17 protein-coding genes are annotated in these 15,073 nt (G+C 42.5%); 3 read left to right on the plus strand and 14 right to left on the minus strand.

Going from position 1 to position 15,073, the window contains the following annotated elements; genetic code table 11:
• Positions 1-8: 8 nt before the first annotated feature.
• Positions 9-662: an ABC transporter permease gene (locus NSU13_RS15660; protein WP_034280933.1), complete on the minus strand. Its 654-nt coding sequence runs from the start codon at positions 660-662 to the stop codon at positions 9-11.
• A gap of 13 nt (positions 663-675) precedes the next feature.
• Positions 676-1,824, minus strand: a complete 1,149-nt coding sequence (locus tag NSU13_RS15665) for a betaine/proline/choline family ABC transporter ATP-binding protein (RefSeq protein ID WP_025094044.1) — start codon at positions 1,822-1,824, stop codon at positions 676-678.
• A gap of 269 nt (positions 1,825-2,093) precedes the next feature.
• Here NSU13_RS15665 and NSU13_RS15670 point away from each other — a divergent pair, with 269 nt between their 5' ends.
• The gene (locus NSU13_RS15670; protein ID WP_034280936.1) at positions 2,094-2,630 is read left to right on the plus strand and encodes a GbsR/MarR family transcriptional regulator; all 537 of its coding nucleotides are present in this window, start codon (positions 2,094-2,096) and stop codon (positions 2,628-2,630) included.
• A gap of 54 nt (positions 2,631-2,684) precedes the next feature.
• Here the strand turns inward: NSU13_RS15670 and NSU13_RS15675 are convergent, their stop codons facing one another.
• Complete coding sequence (locus NSU13_RS15675) at positions 2,685-3,317, minus strand: NAAT family transporter (RefSeq protein WP_034280938.1); 633 nt, start codon at positions 3,315-3,317, stop codon at positions 2,685-2,687.
• A 119-nt stretch (positions 3,318-3,436) separates the two neighbouring features.
• Here NSU13_RS15675 and NSU13_RS15680 point away from each other — a divergent pair, with 119 nt between their 5' ends.
• Together NSU13_RS15680 and NSU13_RS15685 are read left to right on the plus strand one after the other, a co-directional pair.
• On the plus strand, positions 3,437-3,901 hold the full coding sequence (locus NSU13_RS15680) for a hypothetical protein (RefSeq protein WP_041115645.1): 465 nt from the start codon (positions 3,437-3,439) through the stop codon (positions 3,899-3,901).
• Positions 3,902-3,916: 15 nt separating this feature from the next.
• A complete protein-coding gene (locus tag NSU13_RS15685; RefSeq protein WP_211043494.1) occupies positions 3,917-4,381 on the plus strand; it encodes a GNAT family N-acetyltransferase in 465 nt (154 codons plus the stop codon).
• A 21-nt stretch (positions 4,382-4,402) separates the two neighbouring features.
• Here NSU13_RS15685 and NSU13_RS15690 read toward each other — a convergent pair whose 3' ends face one another.
• The 11 genes from NSU13_RS15690 to NSU13_RS15740 form a co-directional block, all read right to left on the minus strand.
• A complete protein-coding gene (locus tag NSU13_RS15690; protein ID WP_024426069.1) occupies positions 4,403-4,684 on the minus strand; it encodes a hypothetical protein in 282 nt (93 codons plus the stop codon).
• On the minus strand, positions 4,681-5,049 hold the full coding sequence (locus tag NSU13_RS15695; RefSeq protein ID WP_144496383.1) for a metalloprotease family protein: 369 nt from the start codon (positions 5,047-5,049) through the stop codon (positions 4,681-4,683). Before NSU13_RS15695 ends, NSU13_RS15690 begins: the two co-directional genes overlap by 4 nt.
• Positions 5,046-6,443, minus strand: coding sequence for a hypothetical protein (locus tag NSU13_RS15700; protein ID WP_211043497.1), 1,398 nt, complete (start codon positions 6,441-6,443; stop codon positions 5,046-5,048). The genes NSU13_RS15695 and NSU13_RS15700 overlap by 4 nt, the downstream gene beginning before the upstream one ends.
• The gene (locus tag NSU13_RS15705) at positions 6,415-7,182 is read right to left on the minus strand and encodes an ABC transporter ATP-binding protein (RefSeq protein ID WP_342489619.1); all 768 of its coding nucleotides are present in this window, start codon (positions 7,180-7,182) and stop codon (positions 6,415-6,417) included. The genes NSU13_RS15700 and NSU13_RS15705 overlap by 29 nt, the downstream gene beginning before the upstream one ends.
• Positions 7,183-7,240: 58 nt before the next feature.
• Positions 7,241-7,510, minus strand: a complete 270-nt coding sequence (locus NSU13_RS15710; protein ID WP_024423498.1) for a hypothetical protein — start codon at positions 7,508-7,510, stop codon at positions 7,241-7,243.
• A 259-nt stretch (positions 7,511-7,769) separates the two neighbouring features.
• Entirely contained in the window at positions 7,770-9,062 is a 1,293-nt protein-coding gene (eno, locus tag NSU13_RS15715; protein ID WP_003212752.1) for a phosphopyruvate hydratase, read from the minus strand.
• A 31-nt stretch (positions 9,063-9,093) separates the two neighbouring features.
• Positions 9,094-10,629 (minus strand): 2,3-bisphosphoglycerate-independent phosphoglycerate mutase, encoded by a 1,536-nt coding sequence (gpmI, locus tag NSU13_RS15720; RefSeq protein WP_034280952.1) that lies wholly within the window; start codon positions 10,627-10,629, stop codon positions 9,094-9,096.
• Complete coding sequence (gene tpiA / locus NSU13_RS15725) at positions 10,622-11,383, minus strand: triose-phosphate isomerase (RefSeq protein WP_017359213.1); 762 nt, start codon at positions 11,381-11,383, stop codon at positions 10,622-10,624. Before tpiA ends, gpmI begins: the two co-directional genes overlap by 8 nt.
• A 30-nt stretch (positions 11,384-11,413) precedes the next feature.
• Positions 11,414-12,598 carry a phosphoglycerate kinase gene (locus tag NSU13_RS15730; RefSeq protein WP_024426073.1) on the minus strand — a complete coding sequence of 395 codons (1,185 nt, stop codon included), beginning with the start codon at positions 12,596-12,598 and terminating at the stop codon, positions 11,414-11,416.
• A 213-nt stretch (positions 12,599-12,811) separates the two neighbouring features.
• A complete protein-coding gene (gene gap, locus NSU13_RS15735) occupies positions 12,812-13,819 on the minus strand; it encodes a type I glyceraldehyde-3-phosphate dehydrogenase (protein WP_007500174.1) in 1,008 nt (335 codons plus the stop codon).
• Positions 13,820-13,850: 31 nt separating this feature from the next.
• The gene (locus NSU13_RS15740) at positions 13,851-14,888 is read right to left on the minus strand and encodes a sugar-binding transcriptional regulator (RefSeq protein ID WP_034280955.1); all 1,038 of its coding nucleotides are present in this window, start codon (positions 14,886-14,888) and stop codon (positions 13,851-13,853) included.
• Positions 14,889-15,073: the final 185 nt, after the last annotated feature.

The following is a 15,073-nucleotide window of genomic DNA, read 5'->3' on the forward strand; positions in this document are numbered from 1 at the left end:
CCAACTCCTTATGAAACTTCCTTCAATCCTTTTAAGCCTTCAGGTGTTACTTTTTTCTCCAGCTTCATTAATGATAGGTCGATGATGACTGCTAAAATTGTGACTGGGATCGCACCCGCAATAATGAATTCCGGCTGATACAGCTGAAGTCCAATCAAAATGTAGTCACCTAGACCGCCTCCACCAATAAAGGCTGCAAGTGTTGTCCAGCCAATCAAATAAATCGTTGACGTTCTAACACCTGCCATAATGACCGGTACAGCAAGCGGGAGTTCAACAAGACGAATTTGTTCCCATGTTGTCATCCCGATTCCTTTACCGGATTCAAGCAAGTTTTTGTTCACACCTTGTACCCCGGCATACGTATTTCTTAAAATAGGTAAAACCGAATAGAAAAAGAGAGCAACGATTGCAGGTATTTTCCCAACCCCCAAAATAGGAATAAAAAAGGCAAGAATCGCTAAACTAGGGAGTGTTTGAAAGATATTCACGATACCGATGATAAAACCTGCGCCTCGCTTCATTCGTGTGAGTACCACGCCTAAAGGAACGGCAACAAGAATACCGAGCACAACTGCAATTAAGGAAATATATAAATGCTCCCACATTTTTGTGAGGAGTTCCCCGCCATTTTTCTCTAGAAAGTCGATGATTTGATCCATGTGTACACCTCCCTTACTTCATTTCAGTGACAGCTGCTGGCGTATCGTCTCCCCAAATGGAGTCGTACACAACATCTACAAGACTTGCACGTGTCACAATGCCTTTTAAGTGCCCTTCTGCATCCACAACCGGTACATATTTAATGCCGCGTATTAAGATTTTCCGGACAGTGTCTCTTAGAAGTGCGCCTTCTTGTACGGTATAGAACTCTGTATTTAAAATATCACCAACGAAAGCTGCTTTTCTGCGGTTCGCATCAATTGTTTCAATATCGATATAGCCTTTTAGCACATGATGTTCATCTACTACAAGCAAGGAATCGACCCGCTTTTCTCTCATGATGTAGATGGCATCTGTTAATGTTTTTTCAACTGTAACGGTGACTGGTGACGTGTTCATCATTTGTTCTACACGTTCCATATTCGGATTTGATTGAAGCAGACGTTCTTTGCCGATGAATTCTTCTACGAATTCATTGGCTGGGTTTCGCAGAATATCGTCAGGCGTACCTACTTGGACAATCTCTCCATCTTTTAAAATCACAATTCGATCAGCTAGTTTAATAGCTTCGTCCATGTCATGTGTGACGAATACGATGGTTTTATTTAACGTTTTTTGCAGTTTCTTAAATTCTTCCTGCAATGAATCTCGTGTGATTGGATCAAGTGCGCCAAACGGTTCATCCATGAGGATCAGAGGGGGTTCCGCTGCTAGTGCGCGAAGAACACCAATACGCTGCTGCTGTCCTCCGCTGAGTTCATGAGGATAGCGCTCTAAATATTCCGGTCCCATGTCGACAAGCTTCAGCAGTTCACGCGCCCGTTCTTTTCGTTTTTCTTCCGGCCATTTTAACAGCTTCGGAACAAGTGAAATGTTTTGTGCGATGGTCATATGGGGGAACAGTCCAATTTGCTGAATCACATAGCCAATTTCTCTTCTTAATTGAACTGGATCTTTTTTCATAATGTTTTCTCCCTCGATGAAGATTTTTCCTGAGGAAGGTTCGATGAGTCGGTTGATCATCTTCATGGTTGTTGTCTTACCACAGCCACTCGGTCCAATAAAACAAATAAATTCTCCTTTTGCTATTTCTAAATCAATATTTTTGACAGCTTTTTTTCCGCCTTTATACGTCTTAGATACATTCTCTAGTTTCAGCAAATGAGACACCTCCAATTAGTCGGATCAATATTTTCAGAAAATTTACACCTTATTTATTATAGTGCAAACTTTATAAAATAAAAAGTTTACGATGTGTTTGTATTGCATAACATTTATTTAAAATTTTCAGTTAACGGCCCGATAGATAGAGATCTCTCCTTTTTCCTCCAAATTACGAGCAAATACTCAATATTTATTGTTTTCATCAACAAACAGGTATATGATATATTGTGTTACAAATTGTCAGTCGTGAAGGGATGAATCGGGGAGTGGACAAGCTAGCGTTAGGCGCCATTCAAAAAGCACAGGATCATTATATTGAAAAAGCTGCCGAGAACATGAATGCCTTTGGTCTTTCTTCTACAGTGGGTAGAGTGCTTGGTATCATTCACATGAACCGTAAACCAATGACGCTTGGGGAGCTATCAGAGGCGACAGGCATGAGCAAAACGAGAATGAGTCAAGTCGTTCGAGAAATGCTTGATTTGAATATTGCGGAAAAGGTTTATGAAAAAGGAATACGTAAAGATCTATATGACGTTGAGCAAGATCAATATCAAACGTTTATTTCCTTGTTTGCAGCCAATTGGTCCCGAGTTGTCAGCAAAAACCGCAAGGCACATAAGAAAACGTGCAAGGAATTGCTGGAGCTGCTTGAACAGGACGACCTGCCAGAAGAGACAGAGGATAAAATCAATCTGCTTCTTTCAGAAATCAAGGAAAGTCTTGATTACTATGATTGGATTAGCCGCTTAATTGAATTCTTTGAAAGTGAAGAAGTGTTTAAGCATGTGCCGAAACCTTAAAAAAAGCTGTTTTATTTTACATCATTGTAGAAAAAACAGCTTTTTTATATACACTTATTGCATAAACATTGGAAACATCCCTTTTAAGCCTGCGCCGATCATCTCAACTGCCACTACAGCAAGAATTAATCCCATTAACCGCGTCACGACATTCATCTCTGTTTTCCCCATTTTCCGCATAATGAAACTTGAATAATGAAAGGCATAAAAGGTCATTGCCAGAACGATGACAATGCCAATTACAATGGCAAACATGTGAAGCATCACTTGACTTCCCGGGGTTAAGCTCATCACTGTAGCGATTGTACCAGGACCAGCGATGATCGGGATCGCCAGCGGCGTAACGGAGACATCCGCTTTCTCTTTGCTTTCTGCCTTTTCTTCAGAATGTGGATTTTGGACATGTGACTCCTTTGCATTCAGTAAATTGTAAGCGATACCAAAAATAAAAATACCTCCAGCGATGCGGAGTGCATGAATATCGATCCCAAACAATTTGAAAATAAGCCTTCCTGCCAATAGAAAGGCAATCAGAATGATGAAAGAGACCACAATGGCTTTTTTGGCTGTCTGGGAGCGTTCTTTCTCTGTATATCCCTCTGTTAAGGTGATAAAAAGAGGCACGTTTCCAATGGGATTTGATACAGCAAATAATGAGACCACGACATGAATCATAAAGGAAATCAACAGACACCCTCCTTTTTTCATAGTGTCTGCCAATCTGATGTGAATATTCCCTTGTGATGTTAAAACCTGTATATATTTAACCGATGTTAATAGAGGTTTTATTGAAAGGGGAATCACACATGAAGAAAACAATCACTATCGTCCTTCTATCTGTTGCGGTTTTAGGCGCAGCCGGCTGGATGGTTTGGCAGCAGCAGACCATCAAAGCAGCAGAGGAAAAACATCAGCAAGAAAGCAAAACGAACACTGAGCAGCTTTCGCAGTTGAAATCAGATCAAGCGGATATGAAGCATGAAAACGAAGATCAAAAAAAGAAACTGTCGACCATGTCGAAAAAGCTCAAAAACGAAAAGAAAGCCTATCAAAAAGAAGTCAAGCAGCGTAAAGCGCTTGAGGCAAAAATTGACCAGCTTCAAAAAGAGCTGACAGCAGCGAAAGCCACTGCTCAAGCGAATAAGCAGAGAGCACAGGCTGCAAGGAAACCAACTGTCAAAAAAGATCCAAATGTCACCCACAATCCGCCCTCACAATGGGTACAGGATCAATATGATTGGGGTGTGAAACAAGGGTATATTAAAGAATAGAAAGGATGAAAAAACATGATACACGTTCAGCCATTGTCAGGTGATCAATCTGTCCCTATGGATCTTTTACTCTTAGCTGATCCTTCCAAGGAAAAGGTTCTTACTTATGTGCAATCCGGCTCTTGTTATGCCGCGTATCATGATCAGGACGTGATTGGCGTCTATGTGCTTTTATCTCTGTCTCAGCAGACAGTCGAAATCATTAATGTCGCCGTGAAGGAATCATGGCAAGGAAAAGGAATTGGGAAGCAGCTGATCCGCCATGCCATTGCTGAAGCGAAAGCCGCCGGATTTCACACAGTTGAAATCGGCACAGGCAACTCGAGCATTCAGCAGCTCGCACTTTATCAGAAATGCGGCTTCCGCATGACATCTATTGACCACGATTTCTTTCTAAAGCATTATGATGAACCGATTTTTGAAAATGGCATTCAGTGTATGGATATGGTACGGCTGTCACTCACTTTGCAAGCAGACTGATGTTTTGTTCCGTCTGCTTTTTTATGTTCTGCGCTTTTTTACCACATGCTTCACATATTGAATGAAGAAATAAAGGACGGCGCCAGCTAAAAAACAGACCACACATCCAAAGAGCGTCGCCTCTGAGCTGAATTGATACTCTTCAATTTTCATGATATAAAATGGCATGCCAAACAATGTTGGGCTTGATTCAACATGATTGACCTCTAGCAGCAGTAAAAAAACAGGGGTCATAAACACAGCAAATACATACAGCATCGCAAGTGTTATACCGCTGGAAAACGAATGAAATACTTTGATCATCTCTTTCTCTCCTTCATCTCTTTTAAACTGGCTGTGATATTTTTCCCGTCTGGACAAGCTGGATGCAGCATCACCGTATTTAGTAAAGAAAAAAACAGCAGCTGATGACTGACCGGATGCTTCCATATCATAAAAAGCACAATCGAACAAAGCACCGGAAAGAGCGGCCCTGCAAGTGCCACCATCATATTGAAGCTCGGCCGGCCAAACGTTTCATGGACGACCGCCACATGCTTCCAATCAATCGTGACCACAAAATCAAAGAGCGGCCTTTTTTCGATTTTGTTACACAACATGACCATCAGTATATGACCGAGTTCATGTATCACCACAACCGCTAGGAAACTGCACACAAGCTCTATCATCGCAAAACAGGCCTCTTTAACATGACAGCATATATACAGATAAAGAATGCAAGTGAACCTAGCAGATAGGCGGTGGCGAGAAGATACACATCTGATGAAAGCCACCTCAATAAAAGCATATCGATGAAGCTGAATACAGCAATCATCATCACGATGACAAACAGTTTATTAAACTCACTGATCTTCACGATAAACCCTGTACAGGCCGCCATGGCAGTGATCAACAAAATGGACAAACTTGCGAGGCCATGCCCTTCACTTTCAATGCCTATCACCATAGATGCAAGCCAAATAAACACAAAATATGTTAACAAATTAATAGCGTAATAAAATAAAATTCTCGACAATAAATAAGCACTCTTTGATGTATTTAACATAAAAATGGCCCTTTGATTCATATGATATTCTCTGCCAATCATCAGCGGAAGCATGATCAATATTTCCTTTAATGCATACTGCACAATAAAGGCATACATCCAGCCGGTTTCTACCGGTGTAAAAACAATAGGCAGCCCCGCCGTCAAACAAATGAGAAATAAAAACAAAATGCCCTGTTCTTTAAAAACAGCTGACCGGCTGAAATAGACCAATTCCTGCTGCAGGTGCGTCAGAAAGGAAGATTGCGTTCTGATTTTCTTGTAAGAAAACGACTTCACCTCTGTTTTCAGCTGCAAAAACATCCGATGGACATAAGAAGCCGCTACCCCCTTCAGCCAAAGCCAGCCAGCGCTTAGAAGGATCACCAGAAATATGAGATAGACTGATGGCCATACACGGATCATCTCCATTGCTTTTTTCAAAAGGAGAAACACCAATAGATTCAGCACCGCAAAGCCTAGCGTTTGCAGCAGCAAATGCTCTTTTGTTTTAGATACGAAATGGCTCACAGCAATCCGCATCACCATCCAAGAAGCAAGTGCAAGCAGCGCCAGTACACAGCAAGTCATGCATACAGCCGTTATCCAATACAAAGATGGCGTAACACCGCTGATCAAAAGGCCTAAGACAATCGGTAAAAAAAGCAGTCCTACCATGAGAAAACAAAAGAGCATCGGAAAGAAATACACACAAAGGACAAATGGCACACTTTGTATCGCACTATTCAAAAAGTAGAATTGATATTCCTGTCGCTTTAATTTATTGCGGGATAACAAAATAGCTGCACCTAAAAGTAAAAGCGTCATTTTCATCAATTGGAGGTATAGAGCAGCCGGCTCACTTTCTCCTGCCTGCATGAAAAAACGCAGGCTGATAACGACGTATATCGCGTACATGAGCAAGAAAAAAGCCGCGGCTGCGAGAAGCTGTATAGGGTACTTTTTTGCGAGCTGCTTTCCTTTCGTTGTCAGCATTCCCCATTCTATTTTATGAAGAACGTGTCGTGTCCAGATCATTGAGTAACCTCTCCACCTGCATATAGTAATCTCGATTCACTTCTTTATAAATCTCTTCAAGTGCCTGATGAGGAAATGTCTGATTCGTTTCTTGGCGAGACATATCCAGTTTGACGTCCCCATTTCTTAAGATCATGAGATGGTCATAAAGCGTATCACCAAAGCTCAAATGATGGGTTGAAATGAGAATGCCAGCGCCTTGATCTCTCAGCTTCATGAGCACCTTTTTTAAGATGATCATCATATCTGGATCAAGTCCGTTCGTTGGCTCGTCGAACACATAATAATCACATGGCCTGAGGAGCTGGGAAATGATCTGCGTTTTCTTTTGATTGCCATGAGACAGCTGAGCGATAGGCTGATCCATATATGAACCCAGCTCAAACAGTTCGATGAACGTCTCCTCCCGTGTGACATCTTGCTCATTTGGCAGCTGAAGTAATTGAAAGTATTCCCTCGGTGATAAATAATCGAACAACGAATGCTCGTCAGGAATATAGGAAACATGTTTTTTCAACAAGGAGATGTGTTCTGAGGATTGAAGGTTCAGCTGTTTACCGTGTAAAGTGACGCATCCTATAAATGGTGTCAGCCCAAACATGGATTGGATCATCGTCGTCTTTCCCGCACCATTATGCCCCAAAAGCAGCAGCATCTGCCCTTTCTCGACATTCATTTGAATATTACGGAGAGAGAAGGTGCGGCTATATGTTTTTTCTTTTAATTGTATTGTCAGCATCATATCCCTCCGTTTGTTTCAGATAGAACAGATGACCTTGCATCTGTTCTCATCCCTGTTAAAAACCGCACTGGATTTTAACGTACATGCCTAATAATTTGAACTCTCCTAAAAATTTCGAGCCCCGTCCAAAGGTCTTGCATGCCCAAATCAATGCTCCGAGTGAAATAATGCCTAATATAGCGGCAAGGACATAAATCCAAAATGCGTTTTTCTGTACATTCTTAGAAGTTAAAATTCGTTGCTTCCTTTCATCATATGCCGCCAATAGGTGAAGGACATACATATACACACCTACTGGAAAACGAAGGCTAAAAGGATTCAGCATCTCATCACCCCCTAATATATGTAAAATGATACCACCTCCTTACAGAAAGCATAAGTTCATTTCAGATCATATTTTTAGTCGATTTTTCATGATTTAGTGCTTATAAATGGAGAGGATTTTGGCTTCTTCTCTAACTGAAGGAGGATTTTTTACAGAAATAGGATAAGCCAAATGAATTAGCCACCGGATTTTCGCTCAACACAAAAAAAACGCTGCGTCCCGCTCTCATGAAAGAGCGGAACGCAGCGCATAGCTGACATTATTTATTCAAGTTATAGAATGTTGCAATGCCGTGATATTGTGCTGTTTCAGCCAATTGATCTTCGATGCGAAGTAATTGGTTGTATTTCGCCACACGGTCCGTACGAGACGGAGCACCTGTTTTGATTTGTCCAGCGTTTGTTGCCACAGCGATGTCTGCAATTGTGCTGTCTTCTGTTTCACCAGAACGGTGAGAGATAACAGCTGTGTATCCTGCGCGTTTTGCCATTTCGATTGCATCAAATGTTTCAGTTAATGTACCGATTTGGTTTACTTTGATCAGGATTGAGTTACCAACGCCGTTTTTGATTCCTTCAGAAAGCTTCTTCGTATTTGTAACGAACAAGTCGTCTCCTACTAGCTGAACCTTGCTGCCAAGGCGCTCAGTTAATAGTTTGTGACCTTCCCAGTCGTTTTCATCAAGGCCGTCTTCGATAGAGATGATTGGGTATTTCGATACCATATCTTCATACCAGTCAACCATTTCAGCAGATGTTTTCACAACACCTTCGCCTGATAAATGATATTTACCGTCTTCTTTGTTGTAGAACTCAGAAGATGCAGCATCCATTGCAAGTTTCACTTCTTCACCTGGTTTGAAGCCAGCTTTTTCGATCGCTTCAACGATTGTTTGAAGTGCTTCTTCGTTAGAACCAAGGTTTGGAGCGAATCCACCTTCGTCACCTACAGCTGTGTTTAAGCCTTTTGCGCTTAATACAGATTTCAGGCTATGGAAGATTTGAGCGCCCATGCGAAGTGCTTCACGGAAGTTCGGTGCACCTACAGGCATGATCATGAATTCTTGAATGTCTACGTTGTTATCCGCATGCTCTCCGCCGTTGACGATGTTCATCATTGGTACTGGAAGCGTTTTGGAGTTGAAGCCACCAAGGTATTGATACAGTGGAATTTGTAAGAAATCAGCAGCCGCACGTGCTACAGCGATAGATACGCCAAGGATTGCGTTTGCGCCTAATTTCCCTTTGTTTTCTGTTCCATCAAGTTCGATTAACATTTTGTCAATCGCTACTTGTTCTGTTACATCAAAGCCTAAAAGCTCTGGTGCAATGATTTCATTTACGTTGTTTACAGCTGTCAGAACACCTTTTCCAAGGTAACGGTCTTTGTCTCCGTCACGTAGTTCTACTGCTTCATATTCACCAGTAGAAGCACCACTTGGAACAAGCGCACGGCCAAAGCCGCCAGATTCTGTGTAAACTTCTACTTCAACTGTTGGGTTACCGCGAGAGTCTAATACTTCGCGTGCATATACGTCAACAATGTATGGCATGTTTAATTTCTCTCCTTTTGAATCAATTTTTTTATTTCTGAATTAATGATGTTCCTGTCATCTCTTTTGGTTTTTCAAGACCAAGTAAGTCTAAAAGCGTTGGAGATAGATCGGCTAAAATACCGCCTTCTCTAAGCGTCGCACCTTTTTTCGTCACGATGACTGGTACAGGATTCGTTGTATGTGCAGTATGCGGCTTTCCTTCTTCGGTAATGAGCACGTCTGCGTTACCGTGGTCTGCCGTGATGATGGCATGTCCGCCTTTTGCCAGGATTGCGTCGACTACAGCTCCTAAGCACTCATCTACTGCTTCAATAGCTTTGATTGTTGGCTCAAGCATACCTGAATGACCAACCATATCCGGGTTAGCAAAGTTCAGGATGATCGCATCATGCTTGTCAGCATTGATGTCTGCAACAAGTGCATCCTTTACCTCATAAGCGCTCATTTCCGGCTTGAGGTCATAGGTTGCCACATCTGGTGAATTGATTAAGATGCGGTCTTCACCAGGAAATTCTTCTTCACGTCCACCACTCATAAAGAACGTCACGTGAGGATATTTCTCTGTTTCAGCAATCCGCAGCTGTTTCAATCCGTTTTGAGAAAGCACTTCTCCTACTGTGTTATCCAAATTCACTGGTTTGAAGGCAACATAACCATCAACCGTTTCACTGAAGTGTGTGAAGCAGACGAAGTGTAAATTCTTCGGATGAGCTTCTCCGCGGTCAAACGAGCGGAAATCTGCATTTGTGAAAGTGTTCGAGATTTGGATGGCACGGTCTGGACGGAAGTTATAGAAAATCACAGAGTCACCGTCGTTTACTTTGGCAACCGGCTCACCATTTTCTCTCGTAATGACAGATGGAATAACGAATTCATCGTAGATTCCATTTTCATAGGAGTCATCAACGACATCATAAATGTTTTGATAACTTGGGCCTTCACCATATGCCATCGCGCGGTACGCTTTCTCCACACGATCCCAGCGTTTGTCACGGTCCATTGAGTAATAGCGTCCAGAAAGTGTTGCCACTTCACCGACACCGATTTCTTTGATTTGATCTTCCAGCTGTTTCAAGTACACTTTGGCTGTCTTCTGACCAACATCACGTCCGTCCAAGAAGCCATGAATGTATACCTTTGTTAAGCCTTCTTTTTTCGCCAGCTTCAGCAGGGCAAAAAGATGCTGGATGTGACTGTGCACACCGCCGTCTGACAAGAGTCCAAATAAATGAAGCGCCTTGTCATTCTCTTTTGCATAAGTCATTGCATCTAGGAACGTTTCGTTTTTCTCAAATTCCCCTTCACGGATGGCAACATTCACCCTTGTTAAGCTTTGATACACAATACGTCCTGCACCGATGTTCAAATGCCCAACTTCAGAGTTTCCCATTTGACCTTCTGGGAGGCCTACTGCCTCACCTGAAGCCGTTAAGGTTTGATGCGGAAATTCATTCCAGTAGCGGTCAAAGTTCGGTTTTTTTGCTTGTGCGACAGCGTTACCGACTGTTTCGCCTCTTAAACCGAACCCGTCTAAGATGATTAATGCAGCTGGTTTCTTACTCATATTGACCTTCCTCCAATAATTGAACGAAAGACTGAGGTTCTAAGCTTGCGCCGCCTACCAAAGCACCGTCAATATCGGATTCTGCCATATATTCTTTAATATTTGCCGGCTTCACGCTTCCGCCATATTGAATGCGAAGGCTGTCTGCCGCTTCTTGACCAAATTCGCTTGCAACGGTTTGGCGGATGTGTGCGCAAACGTCGTTTGCATCTTTCGCTGTAGAAGATTTTCCTGTACCGATCGCCCAGATTGGCTCATATGCAATCACAGATTCAGCGACTTGCTGCTTCGTTAAACCAGCTAGTGCTTTCTTCACTTGATCAGCGACAAGTTCATTTGTTTTGCCAGCTTCACGCTCTTCAAGCGTTTCACCTACACAAATGATTGGAACGATGCCATGCTTGAATGCAGCATGTGCTTTTTTGTTCACTGTTTCATCTGTTTCAGCAAAGAATTCACGGCGCTCTGAATGCCCAATCACTGAATAGCCGATGCCTAAATCTTTTAGAGCAGCAGGGCTGATTTCACCAGTGAATGCACCATTTTCTTCAAAGTGCATGTTTTGTGCACCAATTTTAAGGTCTGTTCCGTTTGAAAGGCTGTTTAACTTTTCAAGGAAAAGAGCTGGCGCACAGACAATGGATTCCACTTTGTCAGGAGATGGAATAGATGACTTGACTTCTTCAACGAAGCTGACTGCTTCGCCAAGTGTTTTGTTCATTTTCCAGTTCCCAGCTATAATTGGTTTTCTCATGATTGACACTTCCTTATAGCAGTTTTGGTCTTATTTATCGTTTAATGCAGTAACACCAGGAAGTTCTTTGCCTTCCATAAATTCAAGTGAAGCGCCGCCGCCTGTAGAAATATGGCTCATCTGATCGGCAAGACCAAATTTCTCAACAGCTGCTGCTGAATCTCCACCGCCAATGACAGAATATGTATCTTTTGCTTCTGCCAGTGCTTCTGCGATAGCTTTTGTTCCTTTAGCGAATGCATCGATTTCAAATACACCCATTGGTCCGTTCCAGACAACAAGTTTGCTGTTTTTAATAACGTCAGCATACTTTTCTCTTGTCTCTGTTCCAATATCAAGTGCTTCTAGATCACTTGGAATTTCAGAGATTGGCACAATGCTTGTATTCGCATCATTTGAAAAGTCGTCGGCTACCAGAACATCTGTTGGAATCAGGAAGTTCACGCCTTTTTCTTTTGCACGGTCCATAAAGGATTTCGCTAAATCTACTTTGTCTTCTTCTAATAGAGATTTCCCTACTTCGTGGCCTAATGCTTTCACAAATGTGTAAGCAAGTCCGCCGCCGATGATGAGGTTGTCCACTTTATCAAGAAGACTTTCAATCACACCGATTTTATCCTTTACTTTTGCGCCGCCGATAATCGCTGTAAATGGGCGATCAGGGTTTGAAATGGCTTTTCCTAAAACCTCAAGCTCTTTTTGCATGAGGAAGCCTGAAACAGCCGGAAGATAAGCTGCAATACCAGCTGTCGATGCATGTGCACGGTGTGCAGCACCGAACGCATCATTGACATACACATCGGCTAAATCAGCAAATGCTTTTGATAATTCAGGATCGTTCTTTTCTTCACCAGGATAGAAACGAACGTTTTCAAGCACTAGCACATCTCCTTCTTTTAAGTCAGAGATTTGCTTTTTCACGTTGTCGCCGTAAGCTTCATCTGCTTTTTTCACTTCTTTTCCAAGAAGCTCTTGCAGACGTTTTGCCACAGGTGTCAGACGCAGTTCTTCAGTAACTTGACCCTTCGGACGACCCAAATGACTAGCTAGCAGTACCTTTGCGCCTTGTCCTGTTAAATACTCAATTGTTGGTAATGCTGCGCGGATACGAGTATCATCCGTCACTTCTCCGTCCTTCATCGGAACGTTAAAATCTACGCGGCAGAACACAACTTTACCTTTTACGTCAATGTCTTTTACTGATTTCTTATTCATGCTCGTCAGGAGATCCTCCTTTATTCTGGTTTCCTTACGCATTGGACAAGACTCTCTTTATCCTTTTCCCATTTTGCCCTCATCAAAACGAGAAATCGTGCAGAACGGATAAAAACAGAGAAAAAGGGAAAGGGATGCTTCCCCTTCCCTTGTCCGTCTTCATTATATCGTGTCTCTAGGAAAGAACCAAGTGAGTTCCTTCAGTGTGAGAAATTAAAGACCTTGTTTTGCAATGTAAGCTGCAAGGTCAACAACGCGGTGAGAATATCCGCTCTCGTTATCGTACCAAGAAATCACTTTCACCATGCTGCCTTCCATTACCATTGTAGAAAGAGCATCGATTGTTGAAGAGTTTGCATTACCATTGTAGTCACCAGATACTAATGGCTCTTCGCTGTAGCCAAGGATTCCTTTAAGTTCTCCTTCAGCTGCTTCTTTAAGTGCTGCATTTACGTCTTCAGCTGTTACATCTTGGTTTAATTCAGCCACAAGGTCAACTAAAGAAACGTTAGGTGTTGGAACACGCATAGCGCCGCCGTTTAATTTACCTTTAAGTTCAGGCAATACAAGTGAAACAGCTTTCGCAGCACCTGTAGAAGTTGGGATGATGTTTTCCGCAGCTGCACGAGCACGACGGTAGTCTTTGTGCGGAAGATCAAGAATTTGCTGGTCATTTGTGTATGAGTGAACAGTTGTCATCATACCGCGTTTGATACCAAATTTATCGTTAAGTACTTTTGCAAATGGAGCTAAGCAGTTTGTCGTACAAGACGCATTAGAGATGACATCGTGGCTAGCTGCATCGTATTTGTCTTCGTTTACACCCATAACGATTGTGATATCTTCTTCGTTAGCAGGAGCAGAGATGATGACTTTTTTAGCGCCAGCTTCTAAGTGTTTCGCAGCGTCTGCACGTTTTGTGAAGAATCCAGTAGATTCAACAACGATTTCTACGCCTTGTTTACCCCAGCTTAATTTCGCAGGGTCACGCTCAGCTGATACTTCGATTGTTTTACCGTTCACTACTAAGTTTGTACCGTCTACAGAAACCTCTGCATCTAGTTTTCCGTGAACAGAGTCATATTGTAAAAGGTGTGCAAGCATGTTAGCATCTGTTAGATCGTTAACCGCTACTACCTCAACTTCAGGATTATTTAATGCTGCACGAAATACGTTACGTCCAATACGTCCAAATCCGTTAATACCGACTTTTACTGCCATGATGTTTCCTCCTTTTATAGGTCACAATGTTTTATATTGAGGGATCAATTGACTCCCTTAATAACTCTTTTGCGGCTCCTTCGTCTGTGACGAGAACCGTTCGGCGCGGTTTCTTGAAATAAGCTTCAATCGCCCCCGCCTTTGATGATCCACCTGCAACAGCAATGATGTGTGGAATGCTTTCTAGATCATCTAGCTGCATACCGACGGAGTGCACTTTGTGTACGACCTCACCATCACGATTAAAGTAATAGCCAAAGGCCTCTGTCACTGCGTCATGCTCATCAATCTTTTTTAAATCTTCAGCTGGTGTATTTCGTCTCATCGCCATTGTTTTTGCTTCACCAATACCATGAATAAGCATCGTGGACGATTTAATCGTTTGAAGCACTTCTTTGACGGACGGCTCTTCAATAATGGAAGAGTAAGCACCTTCTGACAGCTGCCCTGGAACAAACAGCAGTTTGTAAGTACCGGAAGCTTTTTCAGCCATGTGGGCACAAATGGTGTTTGCCTGATTTTTTACATTCTCCCCAAGACCGCCTCTCGCAGGGACAAACATCATATCGCGGTTTTTGGCATCAGGGGTCATCATTTCGGCAACGGCTTCCATCGTCGTTCCGCCAGTGACGGCGACGATATTATTTCCAGTAAACCTTTTTTTCATGCATTGGACAGCAGCTCTTCCCATTTCTTGCTTCACCCACGGGGATTCGTCACTGTCACCAGAAACGATCATGACTTCTTCCAGGCCTAACTTTCTCTTTAATGTATTTTCCAAAAAGGTTAAACCTAAAACGTCCTTCATCATTCCTTCAAGCATTTCAAGCAAAGCGTGACCCTCACTCGTCAGCATCATGCCGCTCGTTTTGACATCCAGCAGATTTTGTTCTTTTAAAAACTGAACTTCAGCACGTAAGATGCGCTCGCTGAGACCAAGACTCGTCGCAAGGCTTCTGCGGCCAATTGGTTCAGCTAATCTGATGTACTGCAAAATGTCGTAGCGTTTTTGCATAACAATGAGAAGATCTGGCAATAATTTTTTTTGAGCTTCCAATAAATGATTCATGGCTAACGACCCTTTCTTTTCACGTTGGACCAAAAACGTCCCACTGTGACAAAAAACGTCCCGCCACAGCCAAAAAAATCAATCCCTGCTTTCTTTAATTATTTTAACAGGATAATCTTGCATTTTCAACTCTTACAAACACATTTAGACAAAAAATAGACACATTTTCACCGATAACCTGCTTG

Origin of the sequence: Bacillus sp. FSL M8-0049, from assembly GCF_038593355.1 — a bacterium.
GTDB lineage: Bacteria > Bacillota > Bacilli > Bacillales > Bacillaceae > Bacillus > Bacillus safensis.

Coding starts and splice junctions, on each gene's coding strand:
- gpmI (WP_034280952.1), bottom strand. CDS start 10,629: ATGAGTAAGAAACCAGCTGCATTAATCATCTTAGACGGGTTCGGTTTA.
- NSU13_RS15730 (WP_024426073.1), bottom strand. CDS start 12,598: ATGAATAAGAAATCAGTAAAAGACATTGACGTAAAAGGTAAAGTTGTG.
- NSU13_RS15660 (WP_034280933.1), bottom strand. CDS start 662: ATGGATCAAATCATCGACTTTCTAGAGAAAAATGGCGGGGAACTCCTC.
- NSU13_RS15685 (WP_211043494.1), top strand. CDS start 3,917: ATGATACACGTTCAGCCATTGTCAGGTGATCAATCTGTCCCTATGGAT.
- NSU13_RS15680 (WP_041115645.1), top strand. CDS start 3,437: ATGAAGAAAACAATCACTATCGTCCTTCTATCTGTTGCGGTTTTAGGC.
- NSU13_RS15700 (WP_211043497.1), bottom strand. CDS start 6,443: ATGATCTGGACACGACACGTTCTTCATAAAATAGAATGGGGAATGCTG.
- eno (WP_003212752.1), bottom strand. CDS start 9,062: ATGCCATACATTGTTGACGTATATGCACGCGAAGTATTAGACTCTCGC.
- tpiA (WP_017359213.1), bottom strand. CDS start 11,383: ATGAGAAAACCAATTATAGCTGGGAACTGGAAAATGAACAAAACACTT.
- NSU13_RS15690 (WP_024426069.1), bottom strand. CDS start 4,684: ATGATCAAAGTATTTCATTCGTTTTCCAGCGGTATAACACTTGCGATG.
- NSU13_RS15695 (WP_144496383.1), bottom strand. CDS start 5,049: ATGATAGAGCTTGTGTGCAGTTTCCTAGCGGTTGTGGTGATACATGAA.
- NSU13_RS15710 (WP_024423498.1), bottom strand. CDS start 7,510: ATGCTGAATCCTTTTAGCCTTCGTTTTCCAGTAGGTGTGTATATGTAT.
- NSU13_RS15705 (WP_342489619.1), bottom strand. CDS start 7,182: ATGCTGACAATACAATTAAAAGAAAAAACATATAGCCGCACCTTCTCT.
- gap (WP_007500174.1), bottom strand. CDS start 13,819: ATGGCAGTAAAAGTCGGTATTAACGGATTTGGACGTATTGGACGTAAC.
- NSU13_RS15740 (WP_034280955.1), bottom strand. CDS start 14,888: ATGAATCATTTATTGGAAGCTCAAAAAAAATTATTGCCAGATCTTCTC.